20 protein-coding genes are annotated in these 21,337 nt (G+C 47.4%); 13 read left to right on the top strand and 7 right to left on the bottom strand.

Going from position 1 to position 21,337, the window contains the following annotated elements:
- Positions 1-15 precede the first annotated feature (15 nt).
- From H8698_RS03995 to H8698_RS03980, 4 genes are all read left to right on the top strand, one after another.
- Entirely contained in the window at positions 16-2,523 is a 2,508-nt protein-coding gene (locus H8698_RS03995; protein WP_249311266.1) for a carbohydrate binding domain-containing protein, read from the top strand.
- Between the two features lie 157 nt (positions 2,524-2,680).
- A complete protein-coding gene (locus H8698_RS03990; RefSeq protein ID WP_249311265.1) occupies positions 2,681-3,835 on the top strand; it encodes a ComEC/Rec2 family competence protein in 1,155 nt (384 codons plus the stop codon).
- A gap of 96 nt (positions 3,836-3,931) precedes the next feature.
- The gene (locus tag H8698_RS03985; RefSeq protein ID WP_249311264.1) at positions 3,932-5,557 is read left to right on the top strand and encodes a GGDEF domain-containing protein; all 1,626 of its coding nucleotides are present in this window, start codon (positions 3,932-3,934) and stop codon (positions 5,555-5,557) included.
- Between the two features lie 6 nt (positions 5,558-5,563).
- Positions 5,564-6,070 carry a P-loop NTPase family protein gene (locus H8698_RS03980; RefSeq protein WP_249311263.1) on the top strand — a complete coding sequence of 169 codons (507 nt, stop codon included), beginning with the start codon at positions 5,564-5,566 and terminating at the stop codon, positions 6,068-6,070.
- 117 nt (positions 6,071-6,187) lie between these two features.
- Here the strand turns inward: H8698_RS03980 and H8698_RS03975 are convergent, their stop codons facing one another.
- From H8698_RS03975 to H8698_RS03955, 5 genes are all read right to left on the bottom strand, one after another.
- Positions 6,188-6,568, bottom strand: coding sequence for a type II toxin-antitoxin system PemK/MazF family toxin (locus H8698_RS03975; RefSeq protein ID WP_283245364.1), 381 nt, complete (start codon positions 6,566-6,568; stop codon positions 6,188-6,190).
- A complete protein-coding gene (locus tag H8698_RS03970) occupies positions 6,540-6,815 on the bottom strand; it encodes a CopG family ribbon-helix-helix protein (protein WP_249311262.1) in 276 nt (91 codons plus the stop codon). Before H8698_RS03970 ends, H8698_RS03975 begins: the two co-directional genes overlap by 29 nt.
- 171 nt (positions 6,816-6,986) lie before the next feature.
- Complete coding sequence (gene alr / locus H8698_RS03965) at positions 6,987-8,153, bottom strand: alanine racemase (RefSeq protein ID WP_249311261.1); 1,167 nt, start codon at positions 8,151-8,153, stop codon at positions 6,987-6,989.
- A gap of 19 nt (positions 8,154-8,172) precedes the next feature.
- Positions 8,173-8,811 carry a LolA family protein gene (locus H8698_RS03960; protein ID WP_249311260.1) on the bottom strand — a complete coding sequence of 213 codons (639 nt, stop codon included), beginning with the start codon at positions 8,809-8,811 and terminating at the stop codon, positions 8,173-8,175.
- An 8-nt stretch (positions 8,812-8,819) separates the two neighbouring features.
- Entirely contained in the window at positions 8,820-10,358 is a 1,539-nt protein-coding gene (locus H8698_RS03955) for an NAD(P)H-hydrate dehydratase (RefSeq protein WP_249311259.1), read from the bottom strand.
- A gap of 215 nt (positions 10,359-10,573) precedes the next feature.
- On the opposite strand from H8698_RS03955, the gene H8698_RS03950 reads away from it, so the two are divergent.
- Positions 10,574-11,011: a COG2426 family protein gene (locus tag H8698_RS03950; RefSeq protein WP_249311258.1), complete on the top strand. Its 438-nt coding sequence runs from the start codon at positions 10,574-10,576 to the stop codon at positions 11,009-11,011.
- A gap of 19 nt (positions 11,012-11,030) precedes the next feature.
- A complete protein-coding gene (locus tag H8698_RS03945) occupies positions 11,031-11,570 on the top strand; it encodes a phosphatase PAP2 family protein (protein WP_249311257.1) in 540 nt (179 codons plus the stop codon).
- 22 nt (positions 11,571-11,592) lie between these two features.
- Here the strand turns inward: H8698_RS03945 and H8698_RS03940 are convergent, their stop codons facing one another.
- Positions 11,593-12,123, bottom strand: a complete 531-nt coding sequence (locus H8698_RS03940; RefSeq protein ID WP_177678224.1) for a spore maturation protein — start codon at positions 12,121-12,123, stop codon at positions 11,593-11,595.
- On the bottom strand, positions 12,124-12,699 hold the full coding sequence (locus H8698_RS03935; RefSeq protein ID WP_249311256.1) for a nucleoside recognition domain-containing protein: 576 nt from the start codon (positions 12,697-12,699) through the stop codon (positions 12,124-12,126).
- Between the two features lie 415 nt (positions 12,700-13,114).
- On the opposite strand from H8698_RS03935, the gene mgtE reads away from it, so the two are divergent.
- The 7 genes from mgtE (at position 13,115) to H8698_RS03900 (ending at position 21,336) form a co-directional block, all read left to right on the top strand.
- Entirely contained in the window at positions 13,115-14,461 is a 1,347-nt protein-coding gene (gene mgtE / locus H8698_RS03930) for a magnesium transporter (RefSeq protein ID WP_177678241.1), read from the top strand.
- Between the two features lie 13 nt (positions 14,462-14,474).
- Positions 14,475-15,161, top strand: coding sequence for a zinc metallopeptidase (locus H8698_RS03925; protein ID WP_249311254.1), 687 nt, complete (start codon positions 14,475-14,477; stop codon positions 15,159-15,161).
- Positions 15,162-15,163: 2 nt separating this feature from the next.
- On the top strand, positions 15,164-15,682 hold the full coding sequence (locus H8698_RS03920; protein WP_249311253.1) for a cob(I)yrinic acid a,c-diamide adenosyltransferase: 519 nt from the start codon (positions 15,164-15,166) through the stop codon (positions 15,680-15,682).
- Positions 15,683-15,828: 146 nt separating this feature from the next.
- Entirely contained in the window at positions 15,829-17,652 is a 1,824-nt protein-coding gene (locus H8698_RS03915; protein WP_249311252.1) for an S-layer homology domain-containing protein, read from the top strand.
- 64 nt (positions 17,653-17,716) lie between these two features.
- A complete protein-coding gene (locus H8698_RS03910) occupies positions 17,717-18,535 on the top strand; it encodes a histidinol-phosphatase HisJ family protein (RefSeq protein ID WP_249311251.1) in 819 nt (272 codons plus the stop codon).
- A gap of 27 nt (positions 18,536-18,562) precedes the next feature.
- The gene (cimA, locus tag H8698_RS03905; RefSeq protein ID WP_249311250.1) at positions 18,563-20,167 is read left to right on the top strand and encodes a citramalate synthase; all 1,605 of its coding nucleotides are present in this window, start codon (positions 18,563-18,565) and stop codon (positions 20,165-20,167) included.
- Positions 20,161-21,336 (top strand): iron-containing alcohol dehydrogenase, encoded by a 1,176-nt coding sequence (locus H8698_RS03900; protein WP_249311249.1) that lies wholly within the window; start codon positions 20,161-20,163, stop codon positions 21,334-21,336. Before cimA ends, H8698_RS03900 begins: the two co-directional genes overlap by 7 nt.
- Position 21,337 lies beyond the last annotated feature (1 nt).

The following is a 21,337-nucleotide window of genomic DNA, read 5'->3' as shown; positions in this document are numbered from 1 at the left end:
GAGGATGCATAAGATATGAAAAAGTATATATCACTCGCGTTGGTCCTCGGAATGTTGCTCACAGTTGTGGGCATCATTCCGGCTGAGGCCAAAGCATATGAGGCTTATCCCTATATCTACTCGGATTTTGAAGACCCTTCATCTTTGAGTGATCTGAAATCGACTCAAAATGATATGGAGTGGGTTGAAGGCGGCGCCGGCGGTTCAGCAGGGGCGTTGCATATTACCCAGAAGGCAGCAGGCACGGATGGCAAAGGTGCTATGTCGGACCATTATTTTTTCGTTCCTGACGCACATTTTATGGTAAACGGCAAGTTTAAAATGTCTGCATGGGTAAAGCTGGATACAGCAAAAACAAAGCTGGCAAAAACAAATTTTGGATTTGCTTTCTGGGGACCGGCATACGACAAAAGTGGTCAGAAAAATCCTACTCGCTGGATGACCGGCTGGACGGTTGACAATGAAAAGTTTAACAACGGCGAATGGGTTTATGTGGAAAAAATTATTGACTGGGACGGCGCAATGAACAGCGGTTGGACTTTGGATCTTGATGCGCAGGGGGAGTTTAAGTTCAGCCCCCGTTTGGGAGACGTAGGCGCCAATGTTTTCGGAAACGCTGTGGCGAAGGATACTCCCACGCAGGAACTTTCCTGGTATCTGGATGACTTTATTATTGAACCGGTTTTAGACCCCTACGAAGCAGGTTCAGAGCCGGAAGAACCTGAAGTTCCGGAAGAACCGGAGGAAAAAGACCCCAATGTTTTAGTTGATGTGGACTTTTCTAAGCAATTAAGTGACTATGGTGGTGCTGTCTCAGTTCCTGCCGGATTTGGCACGTGGAACGAGGGTGCAGGCAGCGATGGTAAGCCTGGCTACGCAAGCATCAAAAAGCCGAACTCTGAGGGTAATAGCTATGTACAAATACAAACCGGCAGTTTGCCTATTCGGTATAACAAACTGTATAAAATTTCGTTTGATGCAAAAGCGGATGATGATGCAACCGTTGGCAGCTATATGAAAGCCGTTGCAGACAGGGCTTCAACCATAGATCCCTACGATCCGTATTACAAATACCAGTTTATTAAAACACCTGTTAAACTGACAAAAGACTGGCAGCATCATGAGGTTTATATGACCCGTCAGGTAAAAGCGTTTGTAGAAAAGGATACTGCCTTTATCTTCCGTTGCTGCAATGACGCATTTAAAGACCTTGGTGCTACGGATAATGGCAGACAGGCTGCAAGCTTTTCCATTGACAACATCAGAATTGAAAGCTTTGACGCACCGGCAAACGGTGATTTTGAATGGTTGAAGGGAGATATTCCTACAACAGATGAAGATCGTGATTCGAATAATGACAGCAAAAAATATGGCACGTTTTACAGCTGGTTCCAGAGTGGTGCTGCAGTAGAAGCCTCTTCTGACGTTCCGGCAGAATCTGTCGGAACAAGAAGCGCAAAAATTACAGTAAATGAAGCAAATGGCGGCGTAAACCAGGGTGTGTACATTGCAAACAACACAGAAAATGAAATTTCGTTCTGGGCAAAAGGTGAAGGCGCATCTGTTGGCAAAAATATTCAGGTGAAGCTCGACCGTGCGGTTGAAACAAAAGATACAACAGACTTGTATGACGTTCCTGATACAGAGCTTTTGGGCACAGACCTGAAGCTGACAGATACGTGGACGAAATATACCATTCCTTACAGCCCGAAGTTCACCACTACCGGCACAGATTCGACCTTAGGTCCAAGACAGCCGTTTATGTCCTTTGTAGTTGACGGAGGTGCTTCCGGTTTAACCTATTATTTAGACGATGTTGCTATTAATAAAAAAGCTGCAGCAGAACCTGAGCCCGATCCTGAGCCAACAGGTTATACGCTTCCTTATGCAACAGACCTGTCCCTCGAGTCAACAAATGTTGTGGGCGGAACAGCCACATTCCGGTATGAATTCCAGACAGAATTAGAAAATGTGTTTGAAGGGAACTCTGTTGTTCGCGTTATGAAGGAATTGGCTGACGGAACAAGCGTAACTTTAGCACAGCTTTCTGCTGCAACAAATGTTTATGAGTATCTCATTCCCGAAACGGCAATCGGTGGCACGTTACGGTTTGAAATTATGCCGTTCACAGATGGCGGCGTTGCAGGCGCAGTATATAAAATCAGCGCAGACGATATGATAAAAACAGCGTTTACCATTACGCCGACACTGGGCGAGTTTGATGCGGCAAGCGGCTCTATCACAGGTTCGCTTTTTGTTGAAAACAACAAGGCAGACGACTCCAACATGAATATGTTCCTGGCCATCATTTTATATGATGAAGATAATGGCGTTGTACGCTTCGATTCAAAACCGATTTCCGTTACAAAAGGAAACAGCGATACAATCACATTGTCTGTTACAACGGCAGACGATCCGGAGCTGAAACCAATCGTAAAGGCAAAAGCTTTTGTTTGGGGCGGTACCGGCATATTCGACACGGATATGGTGTCTTACGCAGATGTAATTGAGGTAACAAAATAAAGAATTTTCCAATAAAAGACCCGCGCTTAAGCGCGGGTCTTTTTGTTTTGTCACTTTTCTATACAGACAGGTCACGAACTGTGAACTGTAGTGGTTTTACCCAAAGCATTGCATTATAATTAAAAATACGCATTGTAATCATTTTGGGGGAATTATTATGGGGAAAAGAATACTGTATTTTTTTATAATATTTGCAGCGGCATGTCTGCTGCTCGGCTGCAACGGGCCGGAGGATGGACTGACAGGGCAAGCCGAACCAACTGTGACTGGCATACAGGAAATTCAGACACAGACATCTAAGACTTCCAATGGGGCAGAGCATAATACCGGGGAATCCCTGCATACTCAAGACTTAGAGGTGCATTTTCTTGACGTGGGGCAGGCGGATTCCGCATTGGTGCTCTGCGGAGAAAAATCTATGCTGATAGACGGCGGAAACGTTGCAGACAGCAGGCTGGTTGCCGCATATTTAAGCAAGCTTGCTGTGAAAAACATTGATTATGTAATTTGCACCCACCCACACGAAGACCATGTCGGCGGCCTTTCCGGTGCATTGTCTGTGGCAGCAGCAGGCAAGGTGCTGGCACCGGCTGCGGTGGCGGATACGAAAGCATATCAGTCCTTTTTAAAAAAGGTGAGCGGCCAGGGGTTATCGGTAGAGCATCCAGCGGCTGGGGACCAGTTTCAGCTCGGCGGCAGCACCGTTGAAATTTTTGGCCCTGTTCAGGACAATGATAAAGACCTGAACAATACCTCCATCGTGCTGAAAATTACCTATGGGCAAACCTCCTTTTTGTTTGCGGGGGATGCAGAATTTGACGAGGAGCACGATATCATTGCAAAACAATTTGACTTAAAATCCACCGTTCTAAAAGTGGGGCACCATGGCAGCGATACGTCCTCTTCCTATGTGTTTTTAAGGGAGGTTCAGCCCCAGTATGCCGTGATTTCCGTTGGGAAAAACAACGCTTACGGGCACCCGGGTAAGGCGGCGCTGAGCAGGCTCAGGGACGTAGGTGCAAAGGTATTCAGAACAGACGTTCAGGGAGATATCATTTGCAAGAGCGACGGGCAAGACGTTGCATTTACAACGGCGAAAAACACAGATGCGGTGACAAATTCAACAGAAATTGACGGTTCGGGCCAAAATATAAAAAACTTGACGGGCGTCTATATCGGCAACACAAATTCTAAAAGGTTTCATCTGCCCTCCTGCCAGTCGCTTCCCAAGGAGGAGAACAGGGTGATGTTCTACTCCCGCAGTGAAGCGGTTGAAGCGGGATTTACGCCCTGCGGCAACTGCAATCCATAACAAGAAAGTCCGGCAATTTGCCGGACTTTCTTGTTATGGATTGCAAAGGGAGCTTCCTTTTGTTATAATAAATATAATAAAAGGGATCGATGGTGAATGAATATGAAGAAGTCCTTAAAGAGAATCAATGTGTTTTTAATATTTTCCCTGCTAATTTCCACCGTCACAGTGTTTTATTTTTTCTACAATGCAGACCAGAACAAAACCGGACTTGTGGAGGACGTCACTGCAGACTTCAGCGAGGGATGGCAGGTGACGGAGCGGCAAACAAACAAAATTACCGTCCGGCGCGTGTTGCCGCAGACCTTGCAGGAGAGCGATGTGTTCAGTTTAAAGGCCAATAGCATGGCGGTGCAGGTGCGTGTGGGCGGCCGTGTGATAAAAGAGCATGGTGATATAAACAAAACCGGCTTTGAACTTCCCTTTGGGAACGTTCTTCTGTTTGCGCCGCTGGCACCGGAGGACGTGGGCAGTGAACTTGAAATCACCTTTGCTGCGAGAGAGCCAATTAACGAAACACAGCTGTTTTTTGATATGTACATAGGGCCAAAGGCTAGTGTGTCGGCATTGCTGCTTCGAGAAAACCTGTCCGTTTCGCTTTACAGTATATCCTGTGTGATTTTATGCGTTTTGTTTGTTGCGTTCTCCTGTGCTCTGTTGGCCAGAACGGGAAACAGAGGTTACCGCAGCTTTCTTTATTTTAGCCTGTTTGTGCTGCTGTCGGGCATTTGGATGGAAACGGACACCGATATTTTGCAATGGATAACGGGAAGGACAACGGCCATATTTTTTGCGTCTTATTTGTCCTTTATGCTGCTGCCGCCGATGATATTTTTGTTTTTGGGCGAAATGAAGCTTCACTGCACAAAGGTATTGCATATCCTTTGCTGGATTCACTTGGTAAATCTTTTAATCTGCTTGCTTCTGCACTTATGCAAGGTTGTTCCGCTGACCCATATGATTGTGGAAATTCATGCGCTGATGCTTGTTTCTATTGTTGTAATGACAGTCACGCTGGCGCGGGAGCGTTGGCTGTATCGAAGCAGAGAGTCAATGGTGAGCCTTGCTGGAATGGGCATTTTGGGGCTGTCTGTGGTTATATCGGTAATTCAGTATTACCTGTCGGAGGGCAACGGCAGCAATTCTGCCATTTTCCGGTTTGGACTGTTCCTGTTTGTTCTGCTGTTCAGCGCGGAAACGTTTCAGCAAATGGCATATATTTTGCGGGAAAATGAAAAGGCGGAACGGTATCGGCAATATGCTTATCTCGACGCGCTTACGGGCCTTTTTAACCGGCGTTCCTTTGAGGAGGAGCTAAAGCGTCTGCAAGAAGCTGCTGAAGAGTCGTTTACTATCTTGATGTTCGACATTAACGGGCTGAAAGAAGCCAACGACCATTTCGGCCACAGCGAGGGCGATCTTTTAATTATTAACGGTGCAAAATGCATTCAGGAGGCGTTTGTAAACATTGGCTTATGTTTCCGCATTGGCGGAGACGAATTTGCTGTGGTTGCAGCAGGGAAAACGAAAAACATCATTGACGCCGCGCTGTCAGTTTTCCGCAGCCAGGCGGAGGCATATAACGGTGAGGAGCACCGGGTTCCGCTGAAAGTTGCCTGCGGTGTGGCGTGTAAAAATCCGGGGGATACAATCCAGCCGGAGCAGGTGTTTCATAATGCAGACGCGGCGATGTACCGCGACAAAGCGGGAAGCAGGAGGTAAGACCCCATGTCAATGCAGCGGATTTTGGTAATCGGCGGAAGCGGAGCGGGAAAATCAACGCTTTCCGTGGAACTGGCTAAAAAATTAAATCTTCCGCTGGTGCATTTGGATAGGCTTTTCTGGCGCGCCGGCTGGCAGCATGTGTCACGAGAAGAATTTGACAACCGGCTTTTAAAGGAACTGATGCAGCCAGCATGGATTATTGACGGCGAATATAGCAGAACACTGAAAACAAGGCTTTCTTACTGCGACACTGTAATCTTTCTGGACTATTCTCGTTTCGTCTGTTTGATGGGAGTGCTGAAAAGAATCCTTACGGGATATGGCAAAACCCGGCCTGACATGGGCGAGGGATGCCCGGAACGGTTCGACTGGGAGTTTTTAAAATACGTTTGGAATTTTAACAAAAACAACAGACAAAAAACGTATCACCTGCTGGAAACAGAAAAAAATAAAAACATCATCATTTTGAAAAGCAGAAGAGAGGCGGCGCGCCTCTTGCAGACATTTTAAAAAAAATTACATAAAAACTGCCTTACAGACTACTGTAAGGCAGTTTCGTTTTGGACAAAAACACAGTTTTAGCCCATTTTTCCGCTTATGGTGCGGATTACCGACCAAATATCAAATTTATAGCTCTGCTATTCCGAAACTGATCACCAATGCCTCGTTCACACTGTCCATAAGCTCATCATCTAATTTCCCAATTTTCTCACGCAGGCGCTTTTTATCAATGGTGCGTACCTGCTCTAATAAAATCACGGAATCCTTGGCAAGGCCAAAATCATTTGCACTTATTTCAATGTGAGTGGGAAGCTTGGCTTTATTAATCTGCGACGTAATAGCCGCAATAATAATGGTTGGGGAAAACTTGTTTCCAATGTCGTTCTGCACGACTAAAACAGGCCTTATCCCGCCTTGTTCCGAACCGACCACAGGGCTTAAATCAGCGTAAAAAATATCTCCTCGTTTTACAACCACACTATTCACACTCCGCCAGTTTTTCCTCATACGCGGCAAGCTCCTGCTCATCCGCGTCAAAACACATCATGGCGATATTTAAATTAATATCTGCCATTTCCTGATAACCCTTTTTCATTTGTTCTGCTACCGACTGCTTTTTCTTTTCACGAAGGTACATTTTCATAGCTTCGCGGACAAATTCACTTCTGTTGATATTTTCACTGCTGGCAACAGAATCAACTTGCGCAAGCAACGCGTCGGGAACGGTTATCAGAACCTTCTTGAGTTGCGACAAAATAGTCAAGCCCCCATTCGTTTGTTATTACGCTGGTAAATAGCGTGTGTTTTGAAAACATAAACGTCAGAACGCGAAAGTAAATTAAGAGTGATTTTTAGCGTTTACGCCACACTAATATTATATAATGAAAGGTCAAGCTAAGTCAATACACAAATATTAGCAATTCTATTACAAATAGGTAAGTACGTCAATAATTTCGCCGTTCCTGACATAAATTCTGGGGGTTCTGTTCCCGACTGCGCACAGGATTTCGTAGTTAATTGTCCCAGCACGTGCAGCTAAGGATGTTGCTGTTTCACTGTTATCTCCTCCGTTTCCAAATACGGTTACTTCGTCGCCGACAGTAATATTATTGACAGAGGAAACGTCTATCATACATTGATCCATACAAATTCTTCCCACAACAGGAACTTTTACCCCTGAAACGCTCATATATGCGTTATCTGAAAGACTGCGGAAGTATCCGTCGGCATATCCGATGGACACCGTTGCAATTTTTTCTTCTTGCTTTGTTGTATAGGTTGCGCCGTAACTCACCTTGGTTCCGGCGGGCTTTGTGTCGATTCTTGTAATTCTTGCTTTCACTGTCATGGCAGGCCTTAAGGAAAGCCGCTCCTTGTGAACCGCCTCAGACGGGTAGCAGCCGTATAAAATAATGCCCGGCCGCACCATGGTAAGGTGATATGCGGGAAATTCCATAATCCCTGCGCTGTTGCAGATATGGGCATATTCAAAATGAATTCCTCGCACGTTTAATGCGTGAATCATAGACTGAAACGCTGAAAACTGTTTTTCAGACATTTTACTGTCCGGTTCGTCCGCACATGCAAAATGCGAAAAAATTCCTTCGGCAATCATGTTCGGCATGGAGCAGATTTTCGTAATTTTTTCCACGTCGTCCGCTTCGCAGTCGAACCCGATTCTCGACATCCCAGTATCCAATTTTATGTGAATACGGGCCTTTTTATTCATGGAAACTGCAGCGTCAGACAAAGCTTTTGCAAATTCTTCGTCACAAACCGTGGCGCTGATTCCTAAATTTATCATGTCTTTTGCAAAAATTTCATCCACACGGCCCAAAATTAAAATCACTTCGTCAAACCCTTTGTCGCGCAATAGCTTTGCCTCTTCAAAGGTGGCAACGGCAAAGGCGTCGGCACCGTTTTCGTGCATTGTTTTTGCCGCTTCAAAAAATCCGTGGCCATAGGCGTCTGCTTTCACCACACACATAATTTTTGCCGCGGGGCTGGTGATGCTGCGAATATTTTTCATATTAAACGCAATGGCGTCTAAGTCAATCTCGGCCCATGTTCTGGTTGTATATAGGTTGTTCAACTTGTGGTCGTTCCTTTCGTTAATCTGTTGTAAAATCTGAATCGGTAACCGATTTGTCGTTATATTGAAAATTCGAAAATTCAGCAGACAGAACAACTTTTCCGCCCATGTCGTAAACCGTGAGGTTTACCGGCGCCAGGGTTTTGTTGCTGACAGAAAGCGAAACCTTTGCGCTGTTTGCGCTCTTAGGCGAAATATCCGTTTCCAGAACGGTTACGTTTCCTTTGCCTGCCCCGTTTACTGCAAGATAGGTTTCTTCTGAGGAATAGTAGGTCTTAAAAAAGTTGTTTACAAACAGCAGGTTTGTTGTGTCTGCCGTGGGAACGGTGACAGAATAGTCCGTTCCGTCGGTAAGCGTTTTTGTTTTTGCGCCGTTGGCAATGGTGGTAACAGACAGGGTGCTGTCGGGATTTGACACTTTAATAAAAAACTTGTCGTTACCCATGGCCTTTTGCTCTGCCGTATATTTGTTTTCCGTTTTGTTTGAAAAACAGGAAAACGTGACGTTTGCGCTGTAGCTTTCCATCTTGCTGTAATACGTGTGGATTTTTTCATAAATGTCCATATCGCTGTCGCTTAAACGGTTGCCGCCGCAGGCGGATAACGCGAAAACGCTTATCATTAGTGTAAGAAAAACGGAAATCAGTTTCTTACACATCTTTTTTGTTACCACTCCTTTATGTCAGGTGCTATGTCAATTTCCTCCATAAAGGCGGCTGGCACGGAAGATAGCAAATCCTCCGACGTCATGCCATATTCGCCTTTTGCTTTTCTTGCGATATTTCCCGCGGCCAGGTGAAGATAAACGCCGCCGACTGCCGCGTGCTCAGGCCTTGCCCCCTGGGACAGAAGCCCTGTGATAATTCCCGCCAAAACGTCGCCGCTGCCCGCCGTGGCCAGCCCCGAGTTAGAGCTGGGGCTAATGAATACCGTTCCATCCTTTGCGGCAACCACCGTGACCGCATCCTTTAAAACCAGCGTTACCTGAAATTTCTGCGCAAATTCGCGGGCGGCTAAAATGGGATTTTCTTTAATTTTTAAAACTGTAAGACCTGTGAGCCTGGAAAATTCCACAATATGCGGCGTTAGAATCAGCTCACATTTTTTCTCAAGCAGTAATTCAGTACAGCCAGACACGGCGTTTAACCCGTCTGCGTCTAACACCATTGGCTTTTCGTTTTCTGTTACCAAACGGCAAATGGTTTTTTTCGCAGCATCAGACGTGCCAATGCCGCAGCCGGCCAGCAAAACGTCTTGATGCTTCAGCTTTTCCAAAAGCAAATCGGCGGCAGGTTCGGCTAAACTTCCGTTTTCACAGGGAAGCGGAACGGTCATCACCGAGGTGAGATGAGCGCAAACCGCGCCCAAAACCGTTTCCGGCACGGCGGCGGTGGCCATGCCCGCGCCGCTTTTCAAAATAGCGGAGGATGACAAAACCGCCGCGCCGCTCATTCCTGCCGATCCCACAAACGCCAAGGCCTTGCCAAAACTCCCCTTGTGGGAATTGGTTTCCCGCTTTGGAATTAGCTCTCTTTTGGAGTTATCTATTACATCATATCCGCTTCGCAGTTCGTTTATGACTTCTCTTGGCACAGAAATGTTTCCTTTTATCAGTTTCTGAAAGTGACCGCGGCCGGGAAATAACAGATGCCCGGGCTTTAAAGCTGCAAAGGTCACGCAAAGGTCTGCAAAAACAGAAGAGGCCGATGCGTGTCCGGTATCCGCCGAAACACCGCTGGGAATGTCCACAGAGGCGATGAACGCGCCGCTGTTGTTTATTGCATCAATACACGATTTCGCGTTTCCCTCAATTTCACCGTGAAAGCCGGTTCCGAAAATGGCGTCCACAATAATGTCGCAGGAAATACCGCCGCCGGCAGCGGAAAAGGGAATTCCCATTTTTTTTACGATTTCTAAATTGGTCTTCGCATCACCTTCCGCCGAGGCCTCGTCAAACAGCAGGGTTATGGTAACGTCTGCATGCAAGTTGTGGGCCATGCGCGCAATGGCGAACCCGTCGCCGCCGTTGTTGCCCCTGCCGCAAAAAACGTGAATTTTTTTGCCAGCAACCGGCCCTGTTTCACGCTCAAGAGCCATTAAAAATCCTGCCGCGGCATTTTCCATTAACAGCAGGGAGGGAACGCCGCAGTCCTCTATTGCGGCCTGCTCCAGGCCGCGCATCTGCGACACACTCACAACTTTCATAACAGCACCTACTTTCGTTATATTTAAGATTATTTTATAATAAAATGGGGAAAAAGTCAATGAGGGGGGTATAAAATGATATATTTACACAGAATTAACACTTTATTGGTTGTACTGGAAAAATTTTTATGGTAAAATATATGAATAGAGAATATATAAAAGTAAGGAGAATGACTTTGTCTTTTTTATGGAATAGCTTACCCGGTAAAATTTTAATGACGATGATTGTTGCGATGACGCCGGTTTTAGAGCTGCGCGGCGCAATTCCAATTGCCACAGCCAACGGGCTGAATTTGTGGGTGGCAATCGGCATCTCTATTATTGGAAACATGATTCCCGTTCCGTTTATTATCATTTTCATCCGCAAAATTTTTGAATGGATGCGCAAAAAAAGCGACGGGTTAAACAGATTGGTGACGCGGTTCGAACAAAAGGCGGAAAAACATAAGAAAACCGTTTTAAAGTATGAATTTTGGGGCCTTTTTATTTTGGTGGCCATTCCGCTGCCTGGTACCGGCGCGTGGACCGGGGCCTTGGTTGCGGCAATGATGGATATGCGCCTGAAAAGCGCGCTGCCGGCAATTTTTTTGGGTGTTACAGCGGCAGGGGCAATTATTGCGTTTTTAACCTACGGCGTTACGGTTATGGCCTGATTGGAAGGATTTTTTATTGATGGTTGAGCAAATCACGAATATCGATTTTTGCGTGCTTGATTTTATTCAGTCGCACGTTCGGTGCGCATTTTTAGACTTTTTTATGCCCCTTGTTTCAAGCCTGGGAAACGGCGGACTGATTTGGCTTTTCTTTGCGGCGGTAATGCTGCTTAGGGAAAAATACCGCAAGCAGGGGGTTGTGCTGTTGGTTGGCCTTGCGGCAGGGTTTGTTTTGGGAAACCTCTTGCTAAAGCCCCTAATTGCCCGCCCGCGCCCCAACTGGGTGAACCTGGGAGTGGAGCTTTTAATTGATAATCCGTTAGACTTTTCGTTTCCGTCGGGGCACACGCTGTCTTCCTTTGTGGCGGCGTTTCTGATTTCAATGGACAATCACAAATTTGGTTACGCAGCCATTCCTTTCGCTGCGCTCATGGCGTTTTCAAGGCTTTACCTCTATGTGCACTATCCCAGCGACGTTTTAGCGGCGGTGGTATTAGCGTTTTTCATTGCCCTTGCGGTGCACAGGCTGTTTTATCGAAAGAAACAAACACAAAAATAAAACCTCCGAAACGGAGGTTTTTTTAATGGCTGTATATCATGCCGCAGAGGAAGACCGCGGCGAACACGCCCACCAAATCTGCAATGACGGCGGCGCTCACGGTGTAGCGGGAGTCTTTAATTTTCACCGCGCCGTAGTACACAGCTAAGGTGTAGAACGTGGTTTCCGAGGAGCCCAGCATAACAGAAGCAACTTTTCCGGCAAAAGAGTCCGGCCCGTTTGCGTCGAAAATGTCCTTCACCATGGCCAGTGCACCGCTCCCGGACACGGGCTTTAGAAGCGCCAAGGGAAGAACGTCCGGCGGCATGCCGATTTTTGAAAGCAGGGGCGACAAAAGGGTTTCCAAAAAGTCCAGCGCACCGGAGGCCCGGAGCATGGAAATGGCGCAAATCAGGCCAACCAGCGCCGGCAAAATGCTTACCGCCGAGCGCAGACCGTTTGAAGCACCGTTTAAAAACACGTCGAAAACACGCACCTTTTTAAAAAGGGCATAGCCCAAAATAGAAATGAAAATGAACGGCATAATAAGAATAGAAATCTTTTGGGCTAGCATTTATGGGCACCTCCGGGCAAGTAATTTTGCGGCAATAATTCCGCTTGCAACGGACAAAATGGAACAAATCCAAACCGGCACCATAATTTCAAAGGGGGCGGCAGAGCCGGCAGCCGTGCGCAGGGTGAGCAGGGTTGTGGGAATCAGCGTAATCGACGCGGTGTTAATGACCACAAACATGCACATGTCGTCGGTGGCAACGCCGGGGGTCAGGCTGCGGGCCTCCAGCTTGTTCATGGCGGCAAGGCCTAAGGGCGTTGCCGCGTTTGAAAGGCCCAAAAGGTTTGCCGTCATACTCATAACAATGGCGCTTTTTGCCTCGGAACCGTCGGGCAGGGAGGGAAACAGAATTCTGGTTATGGGCGAAAGCAAACGCTCAATTTTTTTGGTAATCCCCGCGTGCTCGGCTACCTCCAACAGTCCCGTCCACAGACACATCATGCCCATGAGAGATATCACCATTTGGGTGGCTTTGTCAGCGCCGGAAAATACGCTGGCCGTTACTGCTTCAGTGGTGCCGGCAAAAAAGGAATATATGTAAGAAAAAAGAATCAGAAAAACCCAGATGTAGTTCATCAATGGCAAAACACCTCCGCTTAAAGCTTATTCAAGACGGTTCTTATTTATGTTTTGCCTCTCGGACAAAAGGAATAAAAAATTTTATGCAGATTTCACATGGTTAGCGGTTGCATTTTTTGGGAATTTGTAGTAAAATAAAAAGGCAGGAATTTTTTGCTTGCCGCGAAACGCGGTTTAATTTCAATTAAATGCACAAAATACAAAAAAAGGAGATGAGCTTATGGATAACAAACCAAAACCCCGAAGTAACGAAACAGGAATTTTTCATAAGCTTAAGTTGTATTGTGTGCTTCATTTTTATCAATAGTCTTATGTTTATGAAACTTCCCTGTTTCTTTCCCACGCCCATTTTACGCAAAAATTAGAAAGGGGGAAGTGAACTATGGACTTCAAGGAAACTTTAAAAGATGATATGGAAACTATCATCGATTTAATCGAGGACGGGAAATTAATTAAGGCCCGTGAAAAAATTATTACCATGGACGCTGTGGACATTGAGCTTTTGCTGGACGAAATACCCCGTGAAAAAATGCTTCGGGTGTTCCGCATGCTGCCCAAAACGCTGGCGGCAGACACGTTTGCCTACATGAAAAGCGACCAGCAGCAGTATATCATTGAATCCATCACCGACAACGAAATTAACAATATTATGGACGAAATGTTCATGGACGACACCGTGGACTTTTTGGAGGAAATGCCGGCCAATGTGGTGAAACGGGTGCTAAAAACCACCGACGCAAAAACGAGGCACACCATTAACCAGCTTCTTCGATATCCTGACGGCAGCGCCGGCTCTATTATGACCACAGAGTATGTGGATTTAAAGAAAGAAATGACCGCCCGGGAGGCGCTGCGTCATATCCGCATAACCGGGGTAGACAGCGAAACCATTAACACCTGCTATGTAATTGACAAAGAGCGGAAGCTGGAGGGTGCAATCTCCATCCGCAAAATTATTTTAAGCGCGCCGGAAACCCTGGTTTCTGATATGATGACCACTGAAGTGAAATATTTATACACATATGACGACCAGGAAACCAGCGCTTTCCGGTTTAAAAAGTATGACCTTTTGTCCATGCCGGTGGTGGACGGTGAGAACAGGCTTGTTGGAATTATCACCATAGACGACATTGTAGACGTTATTGAGCAGGAGGCAACGGAGGACATTGAAATCATGGCGGCCATCACGCCTACCGACAAACCCTATACCGAAACAGGTGCGCTGGGAACGTTCCAAAAGCGAATCCCCTGGCTGCTGCTGTTAATGATTTCTGCAACTTTTACGGGGGGAATCCTCTCGTCTTATGAAACTTCGCTGGCGATTTATCCGGCTCTGGTGGCGTTTATTCCCATGTTTATGGACACAGGCGGCAACGCCGGCGGCCAGGCGTCTGTTGCGGTTATCAGAAGCCTTGCGCTGAACGAAGTGGAATTTAAAGATATTTTTAAAATTGTTTGGAAAGAGCTTCGCGTAGCGCTTTTGTGCGGCCTGATTATGGCAGTTGTGTGCTTTTTGAAGGCAATGGTGATTGACGCGCGGTTTACCGACGGCGTAAACTTTGTAACGGCGCTGATTGTAAGCATTACCATATTTTTAACCATTGTAATTGCAAAATTGGTGGGCTGTGTGATGCCGCTTTTGGCAAAGCGGGTGGGGTTCGACCCGGCGGTGATGGCAAGCCCGTTTATCACAACCATTGTAGACGCGCTGTCGCTGATTATCTATTTTCAAATTGTGCGGCTGTTTTTGCCGATGTAGAAGGAGCAATGCTATGTTTTGGTTTTATGACTATTATTATATCGTGCTGGTTGTGCCTGCAATTTTAATTTCGCTTTTTGCGCAGTTTAAGGTGCAAAGCACCTATCGGAAATATGCTCAGGTGATGTCTTCCAGAAACCGTACGGCGGCGGAAATCACCCGGCAGATTTTAGACCGCAACGGGCTTTTAAATGTTGCGGTGGAGGGCGTTCGCGGAAGCCTGACCGACCACTATGACCCGCGGACCAATGTAATCCGCCTGTCCGATTCTGTCCGGGGCGACGTGTCGGTTGCGTCCATCGGCGTTGCGGCTCACGAAGCGGGCCACGCCGTGCAATATGCCACCGGTTATTTCCCCATTAAATTGAGAAATGCGGTGCTGCCTGTGGCAAACATTGGGTCTACGCTGTCTGTCCCGCTGATATTCATTGGCTTTTTGTTTTCCATGCAGCCGCTGGTAACCTTTGGAATTTTGCTGTTTTCCTGCGTGCTTTTGTTTCAGCTTGTAACGCTCCCTGTGGAGTTTGACGCAAGCAGGCGCGCTATAAAAACGCTGGATGAGGGCGGCATATTGTCGTCTGAAGAGCTTACAGGAGCCAAAAAGGTGTTGGGAGCCGCCGCCATGACCTATGTTGCTGCGGCGCTGACCTCTGCCGCACAGCTTTTGCGGCTGGTGCTCATTTCAAGGAGAAGGGACTGAACATGGTTCACATTTACACAGGGGACGGAAAAGGAAAAACCACCGCCGCTTTGGGGCTTTCGTTCCGGGCCGCCGGCCGGGGACTTAGGGTGGCGTTTTTGGAATTTTTAAAGGACGGAAACAGCGGTGAAGTTTTGCTGGCAAAATCTGTGCCCAATATGAACATTCGGTGTTTTCAAACCACGGTAAACGGCTTTTTTTGGAACATGACGGAACCGGAGCGGGAGGTGCTGAAGGCCGAAACCCAGGCGGGCTTTGCGTTTGCTGCAAACTGCGCGGCAAACCGGCTGTGCGACATGCTGGTGTTAGACGAAATTGCCGGCTGCATTGCAAATGGAATTCTTTCAGAAAACGACGTGCTGGCGCTTTTAAAAAATTATGGAAAGACGCTGGAAATTGTTTTAACCGGGCGGGATTTTTCGCAGGAAATGCGTTCGGCGGCAGACTATGTGTCTGAAATCCGGGCGGTGAAACATCCTTTTGATACAGGCACAGCGCCCCGGGAGGGAATTGAATTTTAAACGGGAAAGCGTGTTACCGCTATCCCGTTTTTTTATATTATTTTTTTGTGACATGAAAATCATCTATTGCTTTTTTTCTCTGAATGTTGTATAATAATATCGTGTATTTATATTTGTATGAAAAAACGATACAGGAGGATAAAAATATGAAAAAAGTACTTTCATTGGTCTTGTCACTGGTACTGGTATTGTCAACCGCGGTTGTCGCGTTCGCGGCTGGATTTCCTGACGTAAACAGCAATTATTCCTGGGCACAGGAAGCAATAAATTCCCTGTCAGAAAGCGGTGTTATCACCGGCTATGACGACGGGACGTTTCAACCTGGTAAAAGCATTACCCGGCAGGAGGCCATTACCTTGTTTTCAAAAGCCCTGGGCGCCAGCGAAAAGATGAACGAGCCCATTGTGAATTTGGCCTATGGCATTTATGAAGCAGATCTTGCGGGCTGTGAAGACTCCTATGCTGTGAAGCAGGGCGCTTACATGGTTTACAGAAAAGTTTTGACCATCGATGAAGTGAAAGAATATTTGTCAAAAGAAAAGCGTGACGTTGAGCTGAAGCGCTATGAGGCGGCAACCTTAATTGCTAAAGCTCTGGGCGCAGACGCATGGATGAAAACAAACCCCGAGATTGATGTGACCTTTGCCGATAAAGACGATATTCCCGCAATGGCTTTGGGCTATGTGTTCTATGCCACAGAGCTGGGCATTATGAACGGCATGGGAGACAACAAGTTCGGCCCGAACGAAACCGTTACCCGGGCACAGATTGCCGTTATGATTCGCAGAATTTTAGACACTATGGATTTTGAATATATCCGCGGCATGATTTCAAGCGTAGATACTTTAATGAACAATTTGAGCATTAAAACTGAGGAAGGCGAAACCGTGAAATTTGGCGTGGGTAACTCCAGCGCGATTTTCTTAGACGGCGAAAAGGTTACGCTGACCGACCTGGAAGTGGGCATGGAATGTGTGTTCACATTCTCGAAAGAAAGCCTTTATCAGATTGATGCAATTACATATGAGGGCGAAGAAACCGTTTCCGGCGCGTTCCGCGGCAAGCAGACCACGAACGCTGGAACCACTGTGAAGCTGGCGGACATTACGAAAGAGGAAGAAACGGTTACAAGCTATAAGCTGGCGTCAAATGTGGTAATTAAAATTAACGGAGGTTCCGGCGCCATTACAGACATTAAAAACGGCGACTATGTTACCATTAAAATGTCCGGCGGCTTGGGCGTGTCGTTAAGCGCAGAGCCAAAAACAAGAAAAATCTCCAGCGTGAAGATTGAAAATATCGACACCTCCTCAAACGGTGTTGTGATTACCGTGCTGACAAGCGACGAAGAATCTGTGGAATATACGCTGGCAGACAATGCGACCATAACGCGCAACGGCAAAAAGGCAGACTTTTCTGAGCTTGCTATTGGCGACAACGCCGAGCTCACATTGGATTACGGTGAAATTTCCGACATTATGGCAACCGGCAAGGCAAAGAGCATTGAAGGCACCATTGATGAAATTACCGTTTCCAGCTCCACCTCGTATATCACCATTTCCTCAGGCGGAAACAAATCGAAATATCCCATGGCACGGGACTGCACCATTACAATTGAGGGCAAGGAAGCCACCATTTACGACTTAAAGCTGGGTTCCTATGTTAAGCTTGAAGTTTCCAGCGAAACCGTAACGGAAATTGCTTCTGAGGCGGCCTCTGAAGCGCTGACAGTGACGGGAACCATTAAAACCATTAACACCTCTTATGGCTTGGTTGTGATTACCTATGAGGGATTAAACGGCCAGGAGCTTGAAAAACAGCTGTTCTTGAAAGACAGCACAAAGATTTTAGATACCAAGTCCGGAAAACTTTTAACCATTAAAAATTTAAATGTCGGCAACGTGATTACGGCCGCCGGCACAGAGAAGCTGGGCGTTTATGAGGTATCGTCGCTCATGGTTCTTCAGTAACGCATTATGCGGCCTGCCGGTATTACCGGCAGGCCTATTTTTATGGAAAGGAAGCGGTATTCGTTTGAAACTTTACGACATGCATACGCACACAAACAATTCACACGACTCGAAAGCAGATATCATCACGCAGACAAAGGCACAAATTGCGGCGGGCGCGGCGGGGTTTGCCGTTACCGACCACTGCGACGTGCAGTTTTATGAGCGTGACCATGTGTTTGAAAGAATTCAAAATTCTGTAGAAGACGCCCTCGCCGCCCAAAAACGTTTTTCCGGCCAGGTTGAAGTTTTAACAGGGATTGAAATTGGAGAGGGCATTTGGGACGAAGCCCGCGCTGCAAAGATGTGCCGCGCATTCGACTATGATGTGGTTCTTTCTTCTGTTCACGCGGTGCGGTATCCGGGGCTGACAGCACCCTTTTCCACAATTGATTTTGGCAAACTGCCGAGGGAGACGCTGGAGCAATATATAGACCAATATTACACCGATATGATTGAAATGACAGAAAAGCTGGACTTTGACGTTTTGCCGCACATCACCTGCCCGCTGCGTTATGTAAACCGGAAATATGGCCGGGACATTGATTTTTTAACCCCCTACCGGGATAAGGTTGAAACCGTGCTGAAACAAATCATTGAACGGGGAATTGCCTTAGAGGTGAACACGGCTTACGCCAATTGCACCCAGGAGTGTTTGCCGAGCTATGACATTCTTTCCCTTTATAAAGAAAAGGGCGGCAAATTTGTTACCATTGGTTCTGACGCCCACGCTCCGGAAAATGCCGCCCGTCTGCTGTTTGATGCGGCGGAAATGCTGCGGCAGTGCGGGTTTACGGGATATTACTACTATAAAAACAGAAAACCCATTTTTATTCGCTTTTAAATTCCTGAAAGAAACGGAGTTTTTATCATGGCTAAAATCGACGTATATGATACCACCCTGCGGGACGGCACCCAGGGCGAGGGGATTTCGTTTTCCCTGGCCGACAAAATAAAAATTGTGAAACTTTTAGATGAGCTGGGCGTGTCTTATATTGAAGCCGGCATTCCGGCTTCAAATCCCAAAGACGCAGAGCTGTTTGCCTGCCTTGCGGAAATAAAACTGAAGCACGCAAAAATCGCGGCTTTTGGCAGCACCCACCGGATTGGCGTGCCCGTAGAACAAGACAGCGCGGTGAAGGCGTTAATCGACGCAGGCGCTCCTGTGGTGACCATTTTTGGCAAAGCGTGGGACTTGCATGTGAAAGAGGTGTTCCATGCCCGCCTGTCTGAGAATTTAGACATTATCCGCGAAACGGTTTGCTATGTAAAGTCCTTCGGCAAAGAAGTAATTTTCGACGCGGAGCATTTTTTTGACGGATATAAACAAAACCGGGAATATGCGCTGTCAAGTTTGAATGCGGCAAAAAGCGCCGGGGCGGACATCATCTGCCTGTGTGACACCAACGGCGCCGCGTTTCCTGACGAAATTTCTTCCATTGTGGCAGAGGTGAAAGCGTATTTGGGCGGAACAAAGCTTGCAATTCACTGCCACAACGATGTTGGCGTGGCGGTTTCAAACACCCTTTTGGGCGTGTTTGCCGGGGCAGAGCAGGTGCAGGGCACCATGAACGGATTCGGCGAACGGTGCGGCAACGCAAACCTCTGCACCATCATTCCCAATTTGCAGCTAAAGCGCGGATATGACCTGGTGCCGAAAGAGTCGCTGAAAAAGCTGAAGAGCATTTCCCGCCACATTTATGAGCTGGCAAACATTGTCCCTGACGAACGCAAGCCCTATGTAGGCGGCATGGCCTTTGCCCACAAGGGCGGCATGCACATCGACGCGGTTTTGAAAAATCCCGTTACGTTTGAGCACATCTCGCCGGAGAACGTGGGGAACGAGCGCAAGCTGTTAATGTCTGAAATGTCCGGCAGGGCGCTGGTGTATGACATTATCAGAAAGTTTGAGCCGGACACAAAAAAAGACGCGCCGGTAATTTCGGAAATTTTAGACGAGATAAAGCGGCTGGAAAATGAGGGGTATCAGTTTGAGGGAGCGGAAAGCTCTTTTGAGCTGATGGTTTTAAAAAAGCTGGGTTTTTACAAGCCCCAGTTTCAATTGGAGCAGTTTCAGGTGATTGCCGCGGCGCCGGCAAAGTCTCAATATACCGCCACTGCCATGATTAAAATCTGTGTGGGAGACACCGCAGAAATTACGGCGGCGGAGGGCGAAGGCCCGGTGAACGCGCTGGATAAAGCACTTAGAAAGGCGCTTTACCGGTTTTATCCCGAACTGAAAAACACGCGTCTGATTGACTTTAAGGTCCGCGTGTTAGATGGCAGCAAAACCGGCACGGCGGCTTTAACGCGGGTGTTAATGGAATCGACCGACGGCAGGACAAACTGGAGCACCGTGGGCGTTTCAGAGGATATTTTAGAGGCCAGCTGGCGCGCGCTGGTAGACTCGGTGGACTACTACATGCTGGACATTAAACGAAACAAACATACCGAAAGGAGCAAAGCGACATGCTAAATTTTGAGTTTTTCACCCCAACAAAAATGATTTTCGGAAAAGATACCCACAAGCGAGTGGGAGAAGTGATAAAAAGCTATGGGTTTCACAAAATTATGCTCCATTACGGCGGCGGCAGCATTCAGAAAAACGGCGTTTATGAGCAGGTTACCGCATCTTTAAAGGACGCGGGCATAGACTATTTAGACTTTGGCGGCGCAGAACCGAACCCCAAGCTGGAATTGGTGGAAAAGGGCGCACAGCTTTGCAAAGATCACGGCGTTGAACTGGTTTTGGCTGTGGGCGGCGGAAGCGCAATTGACTCGGCAAAGGAAATTGCCGTGGGCGCATGCTATGACGGCAGCACGTGGGATTTTTCTACAAAGGCAAAAACGCCGCGGGCAGCGCTGCCTGTGGGCGTAATTTTAACCCTTTCCGCATCGGGCAGCGAAATGAGCGCGTCTGCGGTAATTACCAACGAAAAGCTGGGGCTAAAGCGCGGATATAATTCAGAGTTTCACAGGCCGCTGTTTTCCATTTGCAACCCGGAGCTTACTTTCACCGTGAATAAGTTCCAAACGGGCTGCGGCATTGTGGACATTTCAATGCACACCCTGGAACGCTATTTTTCAAAATCGCCGGATACACCCCTAACCGATGCAATTGCAGAATCGGTGGTAAGGCAAACCATTGCGGCCGGCCGGCGGGCCATTAAAAACCCCGAGGACTATGACGCCCGGGCAGATTTGATGTGGGCTTCAAGCCTTTCCCACAACGATTTAACAGGCTGCGGCAGGGAAACGTTTATGGCCTGCCATCAGATAGAGCACGAGCTCAGCGGGAAATATGATTTTGTGGCCCACGGCGCAGGCCTTTCTGTGATTTTTCCCGCCTGGGCAAAATATGTTTACAAACACAACGTGCCGCGCTTTGTGCAGTTTGCAAACAAGGTGTGGGACATCCCCGTAAGTCAGGAAAATCCGGAGGAAACGGCCCTGGCAGGCATTTTGGCAACGGAACGCTATTTTGCTGAAATTGGCATGCCGGTGCGGCTTTCTCAGTTGAACGTGGGAGACGAAGCGTTTTACGAAATGGCGGAGAAGTGCACCGAAAGCGGCGGGCGCACGCTGCCCGGCTGGCTGCCCTTGAACACGAAAGAAATTGTAGACATATTTGAGCTTGCAAAATAAA

The organism is Congzhengia minquanensis (assembly GCF_014384785.1).
Lineage (GTDB): Bacteria > Bacillota > Clostridia > UBA1381 > UBA9506 > Congzhengia > Congzhengia minquanensis.
The sequence above is the reverse complement of the archived record's forward strand: the minus strand, read 5'-3'. Positions and strand labels throughout refer to the sequence as shown.